Source organism: Streptomyces sp. NPDC090442, from assembly GCF_044769405.1.
In the GTDB taxonomy this organism is placed as follows: Bacteria; Actinomycetota; Actinomycetes; order Streptomycetales; family Streptomycetaceae; genus Streptomyces.
Map to the genome: position 1 here is coordinate 19,555 of NZ_JBIVXW010000088.1, position 16,660 is coordinate 36,214.

Here is a 16,660-nt window from a genome sequence, read left to right on the forward strand (position 1 = left end):
GTAGCCGAGTCCCTGATGCCCTGGGCTGGGGCGCGGCCGGCGTCGACGTACAGCAGGCCCACCACAACCGCGGCGTCATCGGGAGATGGCTGCGCAGGTGCGAGCACGGTGGCCAGAATCCGGCAGGCCAGAGGAACTTGGCGAGCGTCGTCCAGGTCCTGAGCCCTACGAATGGAACCCAGGGCGGTGAGATGTTGGGCTGGTGGCCACCGTCCCGTCCCTGCTGTTCCGCGATCGTGTACTCGGACGCGGCGTCAACACCCGCATTCCGCAAGCCGGATCCGATGCCGTGCTGGCCACGGTGCAGGCCGTGGCTGCGCTTGCACCGCTGGAGAAGGTGCCGACTCAAGCCGGCCTGCCGCAGGCCGCCGCAGTGCTGCTGGAGGAACGGGCCCGCGTCAGTGAGGACGAGGCCGAGCGTGCGGCCGCCAGCATCACGGCGGCAAGATCTTGACCACCCTGGCGGTCGCGTCCAGTCCAAGCCCCGAACGGTCCACAGGGGAGCGCTGTGTGGTGACGTGGCTGCTGTTGACTCGTTGGCAAACCATGACGAATACGCACCGAACGCTCGCCGGTTTCGCTCTTGCCATGCTGCTTCTCGGCCCCGTGTCGGCACAGGCTGTGGCAGATCCACAGGACGACACTCCCGTTCAGCCCCACCTCATGGTGCCCCTGAGCGGCCTCCTCACGGACCGTGGCGTCCCGGTTAATTGGAGCATCCTCGGGACCGGCCTCTGACGCATCGGACGGGCTCCAAAGGCGCTCGCGACGGTTCCCCGCCGATACGAAGGAGTTGCGCGCGGCGTGCGCTGACGGAGGGTGGCGGGCTCTGGTGGCGATGGACTCGCAAGGTACCAATCCGGTACCTTGCGAGTATGCCCTCGCTGAATGTGACCTTCACCGACGACGAGATGCACGAGGTCCGCGCCGCCGCAGCGGCCGAAGGCAAATCCCTCAAGCAGTACCTCCACGACCTCCCCCTGCGCGAGCAGCACCGCCTGCAGTTCGTCCGCTACGCCGTCACCTGGGGCGAGGACCACCGGGCGGACTTCGACGAGGCGTTCCCCGACGAGGTCCCACCGGCCACTCGCCGGGGAGAGGGCCACGCCGCCTGATGGTCCTGCACATCGGCGTGCCCTGGCTCCTCGACGTCCAGGAGCAGGCCGTCCCCGAGGACGTGTCGGTCGCCGACTACTCCGCCCTTGTGGCCGCCGTCGCCCGCCACAAGACCCGCATTCCCCGCCCCAGTGCTGCCGACCCCGACGCCGCCTGGCGCGCCGCGGCACTGTTGGACACCCTGGTGCGGCTGCAGCCTCTGCCGTACCGCAACGCGTTGTTCGCCTGTCAGGTCGCCGTTGCCTACATGCACGCCTCCGGTGAAGGCGTCGACCCGCCCTACGGTGCCCTGGTCGACCTCGTCCGCGACATCCAAGCCGGCAAGACCACCGTCTACCAAGCAGCAGGACGCATCCGCACCTGGCGAATCTGAACAGCCCACACTGCTCGCAGCTCACACCCAAGCCGTCCCGCCGCCCGCCGAGAGGGACTTCAGCAGTTGGTAGCCCGGTGCGCCGCTGAGCCCGGCCGCCGCGCCGTCGTGGAAGCACACCTACGGATACCAGGGTTACCAGGCGATGCCCGTCGTGCGAGCTACTCGGCGTCGCGGGCGATGGGCAGCAGGCCCAAGAGTTGGACTTCGTTGGCGACCCACCAGTCTGAGCTGCGGCGATACTCCCCGAGCAGGGTGCCATAGTCGTATTCCCCGGCGCTGTCACGACCGAGCTCATAGAGGTCGCCGAAGCTCTGAAGCGGTTCCGGGCCGCAATCCGGCAGGAGGACGGAGTAAGCAAAGCTCTCCCCGCCAACGGCTTGTAGGAACGAGCGGCGCGACGCCGGCAACAGAAGCCCGACCTCTCGTTCGAGAACGTCAAGCTCGTCGATCTCGAACGGCCTGAACGAGCCGATGACCAAGCGGCCCCTATACCAGCGCGACAACTCCCAGACGCCAGAGGAGAGCCGCCACCTCCACCCCACCGACAGCCTCGACGCGATGAAGCGGGGGTGAGGAGCCGGCGGCGTCACGCACGTGCAGCCGCGGGTACAAGACCCAGCTCCCACTGGCCGAAGCCCAAGTGGATGTCAGGCGTATCCGTAGGCGTCACTCCCCCAAGCGCCCGTACGCCGACCGCGGTTACGACCCAAAGGTCTACCGGGACAAGGTCCGCCGGCTCCAGATCACCCCGCACATCGCCCGGCGCGGCACCGGGCACGGCTCCGGCTTGAGCGTGTACCGCTGGGTCGAGGAAGGAGCGATCGCGCTGCTCCACCGGTTCTGCCACCTGCGCACCCGCAGAGGCGGCCAACTCGATGTGTCAGAACGCATACCGTGGCAGTCAGGCCCGCGCAGTCTCACATCCGGGATCTCAGCACGTCGACCTCGCAGCCCGGTGCGAAGGGGTCGAAGCCGTGCTCGATCAGCCAGCGAACCGCCAGCAGGCTTCGCAACGACCACCACGCGCGGATCACGTCGAGGTCGACGTCGGTGCCGTAGCCGGCGATGACGTCGTCGAGGTGCTCCTCGTGTCCGAGCGTGAAGGTGGCGAGGTCGTACAGGGCATCACCCTGGCCTGCCTCGGACCAGTCGATGATGCCCGTGACCTCGTCGCCGTCGACGAAGACGTGCGCGATCTGCAGGTCGCCGTGGGTGAACGCCGGAGTCCACGGCCGGAGTGCGGCCTCGGCGACCTGGCGGTTACGGGTGACCAGGTCCGCGGGCAGGACGCCGTTCGTCACGAGCCACTCGCACTTGTCGTCGAGTTCCGCCGCCAGCGCGATGATGCTCCGGCCAGCCTGGCCCGGCCGGGGCGGCAGCGGCGCATCGTGCAACTTCCTGATGGCGGCGCCCGCCGCGGCCCATGCCGTCGGGGACCCGGTCGACGGCCCGCCGAGACGTCCAAGCGTCGTCCCCGGAAGTGCGGCGATCGCGAGCACGGGCGGCTTGCGCCACAGGACCTCCGGGGTCGGGACCGGTGCCAGGGACATCGCCTTGACCTCGACGTCGATGCGCGCCTGATCGGCGTCCACCTTCAGGAACACGTCGCCGACGCGCAGGGTCGCGCGCTCGGAATGGGCGACGACGACTTTGACTTCATCCATGGGCGAGCAGTATCCCGGGGATGGTCGCCGATGTCGCCGGATTTCTCACGTGCGATGACGCGGCTGACCGCGTCCCGTTAAGCCTGCGGTCTCGTGCACGGCACCGGCCGCTGACCAGTAAAGCCCAGCACTTTCGCCAGGAGCCCTAAAGCCGGTTGCAAGAGTGCGCACAGATACAGGCACGTCGAAGTGCGGTTCTTCGTCCGTGATCCCGATGGCCGGTGTTCGACGAGATGGACTGCCTTTCGCGCCCCCCTTTCCTCGGGATGCTGGGTGTCCTGCGGGCTGCTCAAACTGCCTTTGCCTACTTGCGACTTGGGCTGGCGGGCTTCTGTTGGCTGAGCGGTGTGACGGCTGTGCTTGTCGGCCTCTGCCTTGTCAGCGCACTCCGGAGCTGGGCCACGGTCGGGGCAGCCGGAATATCCATCTGCTGGGGTTTCGGGCGCGGCCGCACCTACCCTTGGCGAGACGTCCGCTGGATCGATGTGCGTGAGACCAAGGACCAGAACGGGACCGCACTCGCGGCTCGGATCACCCTCGCGAGCGGGCGGCGTCGCTCGCTGCCTGGTCTCCAGCACAGCAACCTGTACCCGTTCCCCGAATTCCACGTTGACTTCCAACGGGTGGTCAACTGGTGGAGTTGAGCACGGACCAGACCGCACGGGTCCAGCCACCGAAGAGGCTGCGGGATCGGATGACGCCAAGGGCGGCTGGAATGATCCTGGGTGCCCTCATTTCGGTCGTCGTCATAGTTGTTGTGGTCGCAGTACAGACCTAGTTCAGCCGATCAGGTTCTTGCAGCGACACGCATTGACGGCCGTCAGCCGCTCGGCCGGCGAGAGCTTTGCCCGTTCCTCGCAAGCCAGTTGGGACTTGGGGCCCTCCTCGGTGCGATCGCCGCCGTCGCCGGTACCTCGCACCTCGGCGCCCGAATCGTCTGGCGGTCGCCCTACGCTATGCGGGACGAAGAACGGGGTCGATCTCAGCCAGGATTTCGTGCAGCTGCCAAGCTCCACGGGCAACACGGTCGTCGGCGTCCTGCGACAGCTCCTCACACAACCGGATCGCGTCGTCCCGATCGCGGGAGAAGATGCTGAATACGTCGACGACTGCGGTGTGGATCCAATCCCCGTGATGGGGGTCAGCAACTGCCAGTGCGGACGCGACTATCGTCAGTCCGGCCGTGTCCTTTCGCCGGAGCAGCGCTTCTGTGGTCACCCTGGTGACGAAGGTGTCACCAGGGTCGAAGACGAGCTCCAGCAGCGGCCCAAGGGCCTCCTCCATCTCGGCAAACCCTGCCAGGCCATGACCGGCATCCGCGCGGTCACGGTAGTCGTGACTTCGTCCGAGTTCGCCGAGCGTCACGACAGCGGCATGCCGGGACTCCCTGTCCACTTGCCTGCCCACCCCTCCCACGGCCTCGGGGCGAAGTACCACCGAGGCACCCTACGGATGATCGCCAGGGCAGCGCCTAATCGACGTACTCGACCTTCACCGGCGCGGTGTTGTTCTCCTGGTTCGCGTCGACCTTGGGGTCGGAGGTCGCGGTGACCGTGCCCTGGGCGCCGTCGACCCGCTTGTCGATGCGGACGAACATGCTCGGCGCGTCGCCGGTCATGGCCGGGGCGCACTCGGCCACCCCGTCGACCGACCCGCAGAAGCTCATCTCACTCGCATACCCGCTGCGGTCGAACTCCGCCATGCTGACGCCCTCGGGCAGGGTCACCCGGAAGGTGCGTTCGCTGAGGTTCCGCGGCAGCGGCACGCTGACCATGAGCGACTGGCCCACCTTGCCCTTGATCGTGAATCCGACGGCCTGTACATCGTGGGTCTGGTCGGTGGCGAAGGCCAGTGTTCCGTTGGCGGCGTCGGCCTTCTCGTAGGCGGACGGGGCGAAGTCGTCGCCGCTGCCGTCCACGGGGTGGAGTCCCAGCGGCGCGCCCGTCCCCGACGGGGCCGATTCGGGCAACTGCGCCTGCGGGTAGAGCGCGTCGCGCCGGTCGTGGGCCCGGTACACGTGGTAGTCGAGGACGCCCTGCATCGCGTCCCCGCCGGCCACGGCCGTGAGCGGCTTGTCGGTCTCGTACGCCGTGCCAGCCGGCAGCGGTCCGGGGAAGGTGCACTCCGCCTTGGTCGGTGCAACCAGCTTGTCGTAGCGGCAGTTGCGGTACTGCGGGCGCAGCGTGGCTGCCTTGGCCTCCACCGTGACGACGAGGTCGTCGTCGATGGCGGTGTCGCCCTGGTTGCCGAAGGCGGGAGTCAGCGGCAGCTCGGATCCCTGTCGCACGCCTGCCCGCTCCTTTTCCTGACGTAGCGTCAGTCGTGGGGTGCCGACGACGAGTCGGGTGGTGTGCTGGACGGTGGGGGCGTTTGCGCTGGTCACCTCCATGTGCAGGGCGCCGGCCGGGCCCTTGGGCGCATCCGGCAGTACGTCCAGCGCGAACGGCTCGAACGTCGCGCCGTACTCCTCCAGATCTCCCAACGCGCAGGTCAGTTGATCGCCGGCGCGGACGCACGTGTCCGGGTGCCGGTTCCCCTGGTTGATCCAACGGACCTTGGCGAGGCCCTTGAAGGCCGACAGGTCGAAAGTCACCTTGACGTCCTTGGCGACCGACCGTCTGGTGCCGGTCCAGCCTCTGGGCTCCAGCCGGACCTGGAAAGAGGCGGGCCCGGTCTCCAGGCTCGGTTTGGCCGAAGGCGGAAGGTAGTACGTCCGCATCGCGTAGGTGAGGGCCACCGACGTCCCCTGGGGCCGCTTCACCGCCGCCGGGGAGGACGTGGTTCTCTCCGACGTCTTCTTCGCCGCCTGCGAGGGCCGTTCGTCCGCACCCACCGGCTGCTGCGCGCCGCAGGCGGCCACCCCTACGGCGAGGGCGGCCAACAGGAGGGCCGCCCCCGCTCTGGGCGCGTGTCGCCGTTTTCTGAGTGCTGTGGATTCCTTCATGCGGAATCAGACTTCGCAGTGCGCCCAACGGTTGCGATTCTTCTATTACAGACGGGCCACAACGCTGGGTGCTCTACCGGCTGTTCGGTGATCGGTACGTGGGCGGTCGGGCGTCCAGCGGCTGGTCACGTTGGCCTGGCGGGGTAATGAGTCCGCGTTCGGATCGTTGAGTCTGGGGCGCAGTTCGTCGTCGGTTTCGCGTGAGTGGCGCGCCAGCGGACGTAGACTCCGATGGCGGGCTTCTGCTCGACGTGGCCGCGGTGGTCGGCGCCGTTGGGAACGAAGTGGCGTAGGGCCGCGAACTTGGCCTCGATCCGGTTCAGTTGGGGAGCCGTCGGACGGCAGATAGACCAACTCGATGCCGTTCGGGGGTGGGTGGGCTACGGACACCTCAAGGTTTCACGAACGGAAGCCCCAGAGGGCCGTGGGACGGGCGAGAAGGAGACCTCAGGCGGGCAGTTTCGTGTCGATGACGAAGCTGATTTCGACGACTTGGCCGGGCAGGGTCAGTTCGGTGATGCCCACGACCGTGCTGGCCGGGCGGTGGTCGCCGAAGTACCCCAGGTTGCCCTCCGCCGTCGCCGCGGCATTCTGCCGCAGGTCCACCACGTACAGGGTCTGCGAGACGACCTGGTTCCGGGTCGCACCGCAGTGGTCCAGGATCCTGTCCATGTTGGCGTGGGTCTGCTTGAGCTGGGCGGCGAAGTCGCCCGCGTGGAGGAACTCGCCTGCCGCGTCGAACGCGAGCTGTCCGGAGACGTGGACGAGTTCGCCGGACTTGATTGCCTGTGAGTAGCCGAAGTCGCTCTCAGCCGGCACGTCGTAGCTGAAGACATCAATGGTGGCCACAGTGTTCACCCTTCCCTTCTGCTCTCTTGTAGTTACTCGGGAACTGTAGGAGAGTGACGGCTGACCTGGAAGAACGCACTTTTCGGTGACTGGGGAACCCAATGGTGACCAAGCAACTGCTCAAGGGCCTGCCCGAGGACGCTGACCTGCGACGCGCGGACTCCCTGGCACGGGAGATCTTCTCGGACGTCGCCAACAAGTGGGCGCTCCTGATCATCGAGGCGCTCGGCGAGCGCACCCTGCGCTTCAGCGAGTTGCGAAACGAGGTCGAGGGCATCAGCCACAAGATGCTCACCCAGAACCTGCGCATGCTGGAGCGCAATGGCCTGGTCGACCGGAAGGTGCACCCCACCGTGCCACCGCGCGTCGAGTACACCCTCACCGAACCGGGCCGGGGCCTGCGCACCGCGGTCGACGCCATATGCGGCTGGACCCACCAGCACCTCGGTCACATCGAGAGCGCACGCGGGCGGTTCGACGCCTGACGGGGACGCAGCAAACACCCTCGCGCCTTGCGCGATCCCTTGACCGATCTCGCGTTGGTGGCACACAACGTGGCCCGAGCTCGGCCTGATCCGGCCATCGAGCCACGGACCGCTGCTTTTCTCGTGAACATCCACGAGCTGATCGCCCTACTCGCCGCGCAGGCCCCGCGCCTGGACCGCGCGTTGAACAAGTTCGCCCGGCGGGGCGGGGACGTCGTTCTGGTCGACGACCGCTGACGACGCTCTGGAAGGGGCTCCCTTCCCATCCACTTGCCCCACCAGGTATCTTGCATCGCATGGAACCTGGTGATTCGACCAAGCAAGCCCGGGCAGCCGCCCAGCTGCGCAAGGGGGTTCTGGAGTACTGCGTACTCGCCCTGATGCGGGACCGCCCCCGTTACGGCGTGGAACTCCTCCATGCCTTGGAGGAGTCCGGTGCCTTGGCCACCAGTCAGGGCACGGTCTACCCGCTGCTCTCCCGGCTCCGCCGCGACGACCTGGTCACCACCACCTGGCAGGAGTCTGCCTCCGGCCCACCCCGTCGCTACTACGCGCTCACCGACAGCGGCCGGGCCGCGCTCGACGAGTTCACCCGCGTATGGCCCGGCTTCCGCAACGCCGTCGACGGCTTCCTGACCACCCCCCACCCCTCCACCGGAGACCTCGCATGAAGACCTCTGCCGACCCCGTACGCGACTACCTCTCCGCCGTCGAGCGCGAGAGCTCCGCACTTCCCGCCGACCGCCGCCAGGAACTCCTCGCCGACCTCGCCGAACACATCGAGGTGACGCGCACCGAACGCCCCGACGCCGCGATCGGCGAGATACTCACGGAGCTGGGGGACCCCCGCACGATCGCGGCGACAGCGCTGGCCGAGGCCGGGAACGGGACCACCGGCACCCCGGCCGGAAGTGACCTGAACGCACCCGCTCGGCGCGGCAAAGTGCACCCCCTGGTCCCCCTCCTGATGCTCACCCTCTCGCTGCCCTTCACGATGCTCTTCTCCATCGGTCTCGACGCGGCGTTCGACCCCGGCCCGATGTTCGGCTTGCTGTTCCGCGTCACCGGCGCTGTGCTTCTCTGCACCTCAGTGCACTGGACCGCCGTCCAGAAGACCACCGGCCTACTGCTCACCGTCATCGTGCCGACGACCGTCTTCGTCACCTGGAACCTGATCTCGGGCTTCGCGACGGCAGAAATCCCAGCCCTGCTGAGCAACTTGGGAAACCTCGCCCTGATTGTTGGCACGGCAACATGGCTCTGGCGGGCCCGCCGCGCCTGAGCGCGGCCGCCGACGTCCCGGCCTGCCAGGGTGTTTCGCCGGAGACCCAGGCCGCATCAAGCGCCGCTCCTGACCTGGAAACAGCGAAACGGCCGTTCCGTCAGGCGACCCACTCCACAGACAGCCGCCCACGACCAACGTGAGCACCCCGAGCGCTGGTCACACCACCCCATTGATCTGTGGCTTCAAGTTGACGGAGGCTCACTGCCCACCATGCCTGCCGTCGGCCGGCAACGACGGCTTGAGCTTCTGCCACTGCGTGTCCGTGAAGTTCGAGCCGTCGCGCCAGGCGAAGCGCCTGCCTCGCCCAGGCATACACATGAGCCATCAGAAGCACCCTGGCTCCCGCAGGCGTCAGCCCTCTCGGAGGGAGAAAGTGCCGACGGCAACGCCTTGAGTCGTGCAGTCCGTCTTGCGGTAACGGTCGACGAAGGTGCCGGTGAGCCCGGTGAACGCGTCGTACGGGTGGTCCATGGGCAGGTCCTTGCCCACCCTGAACCGCAACTGGACGTGGACGGACTCGCGGGGCTTCAGCGTCTTCGAGCCGGGGACGGTGCCGCCGGCGTCTCCGTTGGCCTGGCGCAGTGTCTTCCAGGCGTGCTGCGCGGTGTCCCAGTACTGCAGATCCCCGTACGGACTGAGGTCGCGCTCGCCCTCGTTGTAGACGTAACTGCCTAAGTTGGCGCTGAGTTCGAACGACTTCAGCTCCTTCGCCGAGGCGTTGGCGAGTGTGGCGGTGTAGGTCGTCCAGTCAGGGCCGAGAGTGACCGACTTGGGTACACCGAACGTGCGGCCCTGGAAGGTGTTGTCGTGCCCCTGTCCGATGTCGGAGCACTTCGGGAGTTCCGCGATGGGGGCCGCCTTGCAGGCGGGCGCGGCAGCCATCACCACGGGGAGCAGGGCGGCCGTCGCGGCCGAGGCCGACAGGGCGCGGCGCAGTTTCATGAAGATCTCTTTCCTGGTTCTTCGATCCCTGGAGCCTTTGCTACCAGTGGCGTTGAGCTCTGAGGCCGTGGGTTCTTGGGGTTGTCAGGTTCTTGGAGAGATGGTTGGTCTGACACGGTGACGTGCGTGATGTCCGGCCGGCCGCACCCTTTCGGCGACGCATTCCGATGACCGCTCCACGCCGACCACCGGCACGGCTTCGCCGACGAGGGTGATCGGGAGTGCGGACGAGGAACCCGTCGCGGCGAGTTGGGCGCCGCCTTGCAGGCCGAGGCAACTGGTGGAATCGGAACCACCCGTAGCACTCTGGGCGCGCCCGGTCGTGTCAGCCGGCTTGACGGGCTAGGCAGTTGGCGGCTGCGTCGGCTTCGCGCCCGCGGGGAGAATGGTGAAGTCGTACCAGGCTTCCTTGGCCGAACCGCAGGATCTGTCGCTGTTGCGGTAGTCGCCGGCAGCGCGCGCGTACCCGGCACCGGGCTTGGCGTTCTTGACCACGTGGGTGCGCAGTTGGAGCATGCGGGTGTCGCGCGCACCGATGGCGAAGGAGCCGAACAGGTCGTCGGGCGTCGCGTCGCGGAAAGTCTTCCACTTCCCCGTCTTGGCATCGTGGTACTCGGTGTCCAGCTCCAAGTACGGCCGGTCGACGTCCTCGGCAGAGGACAGGACCAGGAAGGGCTGGACCTCGGCCAGGGGCTTGCCGGTGGTGTTGGTGAGCGTCATGGAGAAGGGGGTCCAGGCACCGCCCGCAGCCATCTGGTGCGGCAGCCCGTTGACGGCCACGTGGAGTTGGTCGGACTCGAAGGCGCAGGACTGACCCGAACCATCGGAATCACCGGCTGCCTTGCCTCTGCTTGCGGCATCGGGGAGGTCGGGAGAGGCGGGCGTGCGGGGGCCGGCCTTGGACACCGTCTCCGTTGCGAACGCGGCAGCGGGCACAGCCAGTACGGCGGCGGGCACTAAGAGTTCCTAACAAAGGCGTCGGACATGTCTGTAGGTGATGAGACATGTAGCGAGCCCGAGGAAGGCTTCATGGATGTCGTCCCGTCGCTCCCATCGGATGCGCAGGCGGCGGAAGCCGTGCAACCAGGAGATGGTTCGTTCGACGACATACCGGAAGATGCCCAGGCCGGAACCGTGAGGCTGGCCTCGCCTCGCGATCACGGGGCGGATTCCGCGCCGCCATAGCAAGCGCCGGTACTTGTCGTGGTCGTAGCCGCGGTCGGCAAACAGTGCATCGGGCCGATGCCGGGGCCGGCCGACCACTCCGGCGACGGCCGGGATCTTGTCGAGCAGAGGCAGGAGTTGGGTGACGTCGTTGCGATTACCGCCGGTCAGCGACACCGCGAGCGGGATGCCCTGGGCATCGGTGATGACGTGGTGCTTGCTGCCCGGCCGAGCACGATCGACCGGGCTGGGACCGCTTTTGGGCCCCTACGGGCCGCCCGCACATGGGAGGAGTCGATCACCGCCCGAGACCAGTCCAGCTTCTTCGCCGACCGCAGCTTCTTCAGCAGCAGCACATGCAGTCGGTCCCACACCCCGGCCTCGTTCCACGTGGCCAGTCGACGCCAACAAGTCATGCCCGAACCGAAGCCCAGCTCCTGCGGCAGGTACTCCCACTGGATGCCGGTGTGCAGCACGAACAGGATCCCGCACAACGCCTGCCGATCTGGCACTCTCGGCCGCCCCTCGACCAGCTTCGGCCCCGGTTTGGGCAGCAACGGCTCGACCAACGCCCACAGTTCATCCGACACGATCCACGGCCGCGACTGACGTTTCCCCACAGCCAGAGCAACGAGCGGATAGGCCAAGAGTCACATGATCAACCACTTCTGTTAGGACCTCTAACTGAGCGCCTATCAATATCCTTTCGAACCAGGCTCGTTGGCGAGGGCGTTGATGTCACGTGGGGCGGGTGGGGTACGGGACCTCAGCCGAGCGGACCGCGTGCCCACGGTTCCAGCGGCCGACCACTGCCGGAGAGCTGCATCGCTTGCCCGAACCGTCCCCCTCAGGCGATCGCCAGCACGATCTTCCCGGTCAGATGGCCCCGTTCGCTCTCCCGTTGCGCCTCCGCCGCCTCCGACAGCGGGTACACGTGGTGGATCGGCAGTTGCAGGATGCCAGACTCGAACAGGCCGAGGGCCGCTGTGAGGGCGGGCACCGTGCGGGACGCGCCCGGTTCGGTGCCGTTGGAGAAGCGGACACCGTGGCGCCCGGCATCCTCGTCGGCGATCGTCACCACCCGGTCCGGGCCACCCGTCAGCTCCACCGAGACGGCCACCGCGTCGCCCTTGCCCACCGCGTCCAGGGCGGCGTGCACGCCGTCGGGAGCCAGTGCGCGGACCCGGCCGGCGAGGCCCTCGCCATAGGTGACCGGGTCCGCGCCGAGCCCGCGCAGGTAGGCGTGGTTGGCCTCGCTCGCGGTGCCGATGACGCGGACGCCGCGGCGCCGCGCGAACTGGACGGCCATCGTGCCCACTCCCCCGGCGGCGCCGTGGATCAGCAGGGTCTCGCCCTCGCGGAGCTGCAGCAGCTCCAGTACTCGCCAGGCCGTCTCGGCCGCCAACGGCAGCGCGGCGGCCTCCTCCCAGGTCATCGAGCCGGGCTTGGCGACCAGCCGGCCCGCGTCCGCCAGGGTGCGCTCGGCGTACGAGCCCGTGACCGTGGGGCCGAGCACGGCGTCCCCGGTCCGGACCTCGGTGACGCCGTCGCCCACCGCCTCCACCACGCCGGACGCCTCCCGACCGGGGACGTACGGAAAATCGACAGGGAAGAGCCCGGCCATACCACCGCTGCGGATCTTGTGATCGAGCGGATTGACCCCGGCGGAGCGCACGGCGATCCGTACCTGCCCCGGCCCGGGAACCGGCAGGTCGAGCTCGACGGGGTACAGCACGTCGGCGGATCCGTAGGCGTCGAAAGCAATGGCCTTGATCGTGGTCATGGGTTCACGATTCCTTGAAGAGGGTGATTCCGCCCCGTCAGCGCGGCGTCCGGGTCAGGGATGCGGTCGCCCGCGCGGCCCTTCCCAGCGTGAGGCAGGGACGCAGCGACTGCTGCCGGGCTTCGGTGTTCTCCCGGTACTGCTCGACTCCTGCCAGCCGCTCCCGAAAGGTCGGTGACAGGCACCCCGCATATGAGGCTCGGCGCCGAGGTCGCCCTCAACGACCTTGCGGCCGCGCAGGTTTGGCGGATCCCGACACACAGACCTACGGGCGTAGTGCGACGATCAGCAAGACGTCGTAGACCTCTTCCACCTGGCCCTCGGGGAAGAGAGACAGCAGCCGGGCTCGCTCCTCGGTCAGGAAGGTCCTGGCGTGGTCGCCGTTCACCAGGAAGATCGAGTGACTGCCGATATTGGTCAGGTGCTTGTCCACCGACACCGTGCGACTCCAGCGCAGTTGGCGGTGTGCATACGGTGGGGTGCTTTTCAGGCCCTTGAACGCCGCGCGGAGCCGGCCGGCCTCGTCGCGGGGACGCGGCGACGGGGCACTGCCGAAATGGCGCGCAACGCGGTCCTTCTGCGCGGCAATCCAGGGAACGTCAAGGGCGTCCTCGTTCCACCACATTGCGAGCGCGCCGCCGCTACGGAGCACCCGCCAGGCTTCCGGCACGGCACGAGCCGGGTCCGTCCAGTGCCACGCCTGCGCGTAGGTAACAAAGTCAACGCTGGCGCCAGCGATGGGGAGGGCGTTGCCGTTGCCACGCACTACCGGGACACCGGGGACACGGCGGCGCAATTCCGCGGCCATCCGCTCCCCCGGCTCGACGGCAAGCACGTGCGCACCGCGGCCGCGTAGCAGCGCGGTGGCAATACCTGTGCCCGCCCCGACGTCGACGATCTGCGCACCGGCCAGCGGGCGACCGCTGCATTCCTCCAGTGCATCCAGCAGAACGGAGGGGTACGAAGGGCGACTGTCCGCGTACTGGGCAGCGGCCGTATCGAACGACCCAGAGCGCAACGACTCAGCAGACGAGGCGGACAAGGCGTCAGCACCGGAAGCAGAGAAGGCACTTGAAGGTGGTGGAGTGACAGCCATGCCCTCATCCATTGCCCAGGAGTGCCTCCGGGACACCGGCCCCTGCGCCCTGGGATTCCTTCGCGCCGCTGGCGTGCTCTCTCGACTCATGGCCCGACGTCTGGCCCGGACACATCCGGCGCGAGCAGGAACCGGCCAAGGTCGGCTGATCACTCCAGGTTCTCGCTCGGCGGTCCGCCGCCCTCCGGGTGCCGGGTCGCCACCAGGCACTTCTGGTGGTCCTCCTCCGGTCCGCACGGCTGTCGCAGCCACGAGTCGAGAGCCTCATAGTCGCCATCGGCCAGACCGAGGCGGGCATCGACCCGGTGGAGCCGGGCGCGTCCCCGGTGGTGGGCAGCGACCCAGGCCCGATCCGTGTCGGTGACCTCGTCATCGACCCACACGAACGTCCGCCCCGCCGCCCATTCGACGAGGGCACGGGTCTTCCAGTGCAGTCCGTCGCGCTCGTCCTGCTCATCGACGTCCGACGGCTCCGGCCAGACCGCCACGGCAAGCTGCGGAAGACCAAGCACCGGAGCAATGCACTCGTTCGCCTCATGCATCCACGTCGTGGCCCAGACCACCTCACAGGGAAGCGCAGCCAACTTGGCTCCATGCTGAGGATCAATCCTGGTCAGGAGCGGGTTCGCGTCGGCCTCACACAGACCGGAGCCCGTCGCATAGGTCGGATAGTGCTGCGGCTCCGCCCCGAACGGGATAAGCGGTCCGTCGACGTCAAGGAACAGCAGCGGAAGCCGCACAGAGCCAGTCACAGCAGCGCAGGATAGCGACGGCCATCAGCACCCGTCACCTCAACGAGGCGGGTCTGACGGCTGGCCCTGGTGCCTGGCGATACAGGCTGGACGACAGACCTTCGTCGCAGACCGCGCTGCTGTTTCTCGTGAGCATCCGCGGGCCTCAAGATCCGCGACTGCTGTCCAAGACCGGCAGGCAAACGCTGTCGCTCGAAGTGGCTGTCGCCTGAAGTGAACGAAGCCAACCTCCACAGCAGCGACGACACGACAGGCCACCGCTCCCACGGGTTCACCACCCCTACGCCCGACCAGCGAAAAGGCCGCTCTCAAGGCCGACACCAGCTACTCGGGACTTTCGCCCTGCACATCCAGTCGAAAGTCACTTACGAGAGAATGTCATGTTCTGTCAGCCTGCCATTCAACGATTCACCAGTGGGCCGGGCCCCGTGCGCGATGAGGCGTGCGCGGCGTGGATCCCAACACTGCACCGCTCTCCTCCTTGCTTCATGCCCGTACGGGGTGAAATTCCCCTGCGCGCCGGAGGGTCGTGCCGTGCTGGCTCCGGCCAACCCCACCGGGCGCGTACGCTCACGCGACGCGTCCCGAGCGAACAAGGATCATTGATGGCATCGAGCCTGACGAAGGTCCCCGCGCCAACCGGCGAGAAGACCTTCTTCGGCCACCCTCGCGGCCTGGCCACGCTGTTCATGACCGAGATGTGGGAGCGCTTCTCCTACTACGGCATGCGCGCCCTGCTCGTCCTCTACCTGGTCTCCGGTGGCGCCGACGCCGCGACCGGTAGCCAAGGCGGCGGCCTTGCGTACACGGCGGCGACCGCCACGGCGATCTACTCGGTCTACGTGGCGATGGTCTACCTCATGGCCCTGCCTGGTGGGTGGATCGGCGACCGTGTCTGGGGCGCCCGCAAGACCGTGGCCATTGCGAGCGTGGTGATCGTTGCCGGTCACCTGTGCCTGGCGGTTCCGACCTCGGCGATGTTCTTCGTCGGCCTGGTCCTGGTCGCGATCGGCTCGGGCCTGCTCAAGGCCAATATCTCCACGATGGTCGGCCAGCTCTACAGCGACCCCAAGGACCCCCGTCGCGACGGCGGCTTCACGATCTTCTACATGGGGATCAACCTCGGTGGCTTCGCCGCTCCCTTCGTCATCGGTGTTCTCGGGGAGACCGTGAACTGGCACCTCGGCTTCGGTTTGGCCGCGGTGGGCATGGCGCTCGGTGCGATCCAGTTCCTGATCGGTTCGCGCCACCTGGCCGAGGAGAGCAACCGGGTCCCCAACCCGCTCACGGCCAGGGAACGCAACGGTGTCCTCGTCAAGACCTTGGCGGTCATCGCTGCGGTTGCGGTGTTCTACCTCCTGGTGGGCTTCACCGGCGTGTTCCGCCTCACCTTGAACTGGGCGCTCATCCCGATCACCGTGGCCGGCCTGCTGATCCCCGTCGCGGTGCTGGCCCGGATCAAGCGCGACAAGGACCTCTCAGGCGAAGAGCAGACCAAGATGACGGCGTTCATCTGGTTCTTCGTGGCCGCCGCGATCTTCTGGATGATCTTCGACCAGGGGGCGTCGACGCTGGCCCTGTTCGGCGACGCCAAGACCTCCCGGGACATCTTCGGCTGGGAGATGCCCAGCACCCTGTTCCAGTCGCTGAACCCCCTGTTCGTGATGCTGCTCGCGCCGGTCTTCGCCGCCCTGTGGCTGGCCCTGGCCCGCCGCAACCGCGAGCCCAGCACGATCGTCAAGTTCTCCGTCGCCCTGCTGGTGGCGGGCGTGTCCTTCTTCGTGTTCCTCATCCCCATGGGCGCGGCCACCGGCGACACGAAGGTCACCATGTGGTGGCTGGTACTGATCTTCCTCATGCACACCGTGGCCGAACTGTGCCTGTCCCCCGTGGGGTTGTCCCTGACCACGAAGATGGCGCCGGCCAAGTACGCCTCGCAGATGATGGGGGTCTTCTTCCTCGCGGTCACCGCCGGTGACAGCGTGACGGGCATGCTCGCCATCGCCGGCGTCGACCTCAACGGACAGGGCATGGTGGCCTTGGAGGCCATAGCAGCCGCGGGGGCCGGCTTCGCCATCTACGCGTACCGTAAGAAGGTCCAGTCACTCATGGGCGAAGTCCGCTAGGGACATCGCAGAGCCCGTAGCCGACGCCATGACTGGCTGAACCGAACAAGCGGTCGGCGCCCACCCTGCAGGGTGGGC

19 protein-coding genes are annotated in these 16,660 nt (G+C 67.6%); 8 read left to right on the plus strand and 11 right to left on the minus strand.

Going from position 1 to position 16,660, the window contains the following annotated elements; all coding sequences use genetic code 11:
• Positions 1 to 202 precede the first annotated feature (202 nt).
• The 3 genes from ACIQU6_RS38665 (at position 203) to ACIQU6_RS38675 (ending at position 1,489) form a co-directional block, all read left to right on the plus strand.
• The gene (locus ACIQU6_RS38665) at positions 203 to 454 is read left to right on the plus strand and encodes a hypothetical protein (protein ID WP_403486426.1); all 252 of its coding nucleotides are present in this window, start codon (positions 203 to 205) and stop codon (positions 452 to 454) included.
• A gap of 421 nt (positions 455 to 875) precedes the next feature.
• Positions 876 to 1,115, plus strand: a complete 240-nt coding sequence (locus ACIQU6_RS38670; RefSeq protein WP_403486427.1) for a hypothetical protein — start codon at positions 876 to 878, stop codon at positions 1,113 to 1,115.
• Positions 1,115 to 1,489, plus strand: a complete 375-nt coding sequence (locus ACIQU6_RS38675) for a toxin Doc (protein ID WP_403486428.1) — start codon at positions 1,115 to 1,117, stop codon at positions 1,487 to 1,489. Before ACIQU6_RS38670 ends, ACIQU6_RS38675 begins: the two co-directional genes overlap by 1 nt.
• A 161-nt stretch (positions 1,490 to 1,650) precedes the next feature.
• On the opposite strand, the gene ACIQU6_RS38680 is transcribed toward ACIQU6_RS38675, so the two are convergent.
• Entirely contained in the window at positions 1,651 to 1,971 is a 321-nt protein-coding gene (locus tag ACIQU6_RS38680; RefSeq protein WP_403486429.1) for a hypothetical protein, read from the minus strand.
• 438 nt (positions 1,972 to 2,409) lie between these two features.
• The gene (locus ACIQU6_RS38685; RefSeq protein WP_403486430.1) at positions 2,410 to 3,156 is read right to left on the minus strand and encodes a phosphotransferase family protein; all 747 of its coding nucleotides are present in this window, start codon (positions 3,154 to 3,156) and stop codon (positions 2,410 to 2,412) included.
• 485 nt (positions 3,157 to 3,641) lie between these two features.
• On the opposite strand from ACIQU6_RS38685, the gene ACIQU6_RS38690 reads away from it, so the two are divergent.
• On the plus strand, positions 3,642 to 3,800 hold the full coding sequence (locus ACIQU6_RS38690; RefSeq protein WP_403486431.1) for a hypothetical protein: 159 nt from the start codon (positions 3,642 to 3,644) through the stop codon (positions 3,798 to 3,800).
• A 310-nt stretch (positions 3,801 to 4,110) separates the two neighbouring features.
• Here the strand turns inward: ACIQU6_RS38690 and ACIQU6_RS38695 are convergent, their stop codons facing one another.
• The 3 genes from ACIQU6_RS38695 to ACIQU6_RS38705 form a co-directional block, all read right to left on the minus strand.
• Positions 4,111 to 4,521, minus strand: a complete 411-nt coding sequence (locus tag ACIQU6_RS38695) for a hypothetical protein (protein WP_403486432.1) — start codon at positions 4,519 to 4,521, stop codon at positions 4,111 to 4,113.
• A gap of 106 nt (positions 4,522 to 4,627) precedes the next feature.
• Entirely contained in the window at positions 4,628 to 6,100 is a 1,473-nt protein-coding gene (locus ACIQU6_RS38700; protein ID WP_403486433.1) for a hypothetical protein, read from the minus strand.
• Positions 6,101 to 6,547: 447 nt separating this feature from the next.
• On the minus strand, positions 6,548 to 6,949 hold the full coding sequence (locus ACIQU6_RS38705; RefSeq protein WP_403486434.1) for a RidA family protein: 402 nt from the start codon (positions 6,947 to 6,949) through the stop codon (positions 6,548 to 6,550).
• Positions 6,950 to 7,050: 101 nt separating this feature from the next.
• Between ACIQU6_RS38705 and ACIQU6_RS38710 the strand changes: the two genes are divergently transcribed.
• The 3 genes from ACIQU6_RS38710 to ACIQU6_RS38720 all read left to right on the plus strand — a co-directional run bounded on the left by ACIQU6_RS38710 (position 7,051) and on the right by ACIQU6_RS38720 (position 8,716).
• Positions 7,051 to 7,434: a winged helix-turn-helix transcriptional regulator gene (locus tag ACIQU6_RS38710; RefSeq protein ID WP_403486435.1), complete on the plus strand. Its 384-nt coding sequence runs from the start codon at positions 7,051 to 7,053 to the stop codon at positions 7,432 to 7,434.
• A gap of 296 nt (positions 7,435 to 7,730) precedes the next feature.
• Entirely contained in the window at positions 7,731 to 8,105 is a 375-nt protein-coding gene (locus tag ACIQU6_RS38715; protein WP_403486436.1) for a PadR family transcriptional regulator, read from the plus strand.
• Positions 8,102 to 8,716, plus strand: coding sequence for an HAAS signaling domain-containing protein (locus tag ACIQU6_RS38720; RefSeq protein WP_403486437.1), 615 nt, complete (start codon positions 8,102 to 8,104; stop codon positions 8,714 to 8,716). Before ACIQU6_RS38715 ends, ACIQU6_RS38720 begins: the two co-directional genes overlap by 4 nt.
• Before the next feature lie 354 nt (positions 8,717 to 9,070).
• On the opposite strand, the gene ACIQU6_RS38725 is transcribed toward ACIQU6_RS38720, so the two are convergent.
• The 6 genes from ACIQU6_RS38725 to ACIQU6_RS38750 form a co-directional block, all read right to left on the minus strand.
• A complete protein-coding gene (locus tag ACIQU6_RS38725) occupies positions 9,071 to 9,661 on the minus strand; it encodes a hypothetical protein (RefSeq protein WP_403486438.1) in 591 nt (196 codons plus the stop codon).
• 342 nt (positions 9,662 to 10,003) lie between these two features.
• On the minus strand, positions 10,004 to 10,618 hold the full coding sequence (locus ACIQU6_RS38730; RefSeq protein WP_403486439.1) for a hypothetical protein: 615 nt from the start codon (positions 10,616 to 10,618) through the stop codon (positions 10,004 to 10,006).
• A gap of 9 nt (positions 10,619 to 10,627) precedes the next feature.
• A protein-coding gene (locus ACIQU6_RS38735; RefSeq protein WP_403486445.1) for an IS5 family transposase occupies positions 10,628 to 11,445 on the minus strand; the annotation gives its coding sequence in 2 pieces (ribosomal slippage) (positions 10,628 to 11,094 and positions 11,094 to 11,445; 819 coding nt in all).
• 227 nt (positions 11,446 to 11,672) lie between these two features.
• Positions 11,673 to 12,599 (minus strand): NADP-dependent oxidoreductase, encoded by a 927-nt coding sequence (locus ACIQU6_RS38740; RefSeq protein WP_403486446.1) that lies wholly within the window; start codon positions 12,597 to 12,599, stop codon positions 11,673 to 11,675.
• A gap of 274 nt (positions 12,600 to 12,873) precedes the next feature.
• Entirely contained in the window at positions 12,874 to 13,704 is an 831-nt protein-coding gene (locus ACIQU6_RS38745) for a class I SAM-dependent methyltransferase (protein ID WP_403486440.1), read from the minus strand.
• A 149-nt stretch (positions 13,705 to 13,853) separates the two neighbouring features.
• The gene (locus tag ACIQU6_RS38750) at positions 13,854 to 14,456 is read right to left on the minus strand and encodes an HAD domain-containing protein (protein ID WP_403486441.1); all 603 of its coding nucleotides are present in this window, start codon (positions 14,454 to 14,456) and stop codon (positions 13,854 to 13,856) included.
• Between the two features lie 605 nt (positions 14,457 to 15,061).
• Between ACIQU6_RS38750 and ACIQU6_RS38755 the strand changes: the two genes are divergently transcribed.
• The gene (locus ACIQU6_RS38755; RefSeq protein ID WP_403486442.1) at positions 15,062 to 16,582 is read left to right on the plus strand and encodes a peptide MFS transporter; all 1,521 of its coding nucleotides are present in this window, start codon (positions 15,062 to 15,064) and stop codon (positions 16,580 to 16,582) included.
• Positions 16,583 to 16,660 lie beyond the last annotated feature (78 nt).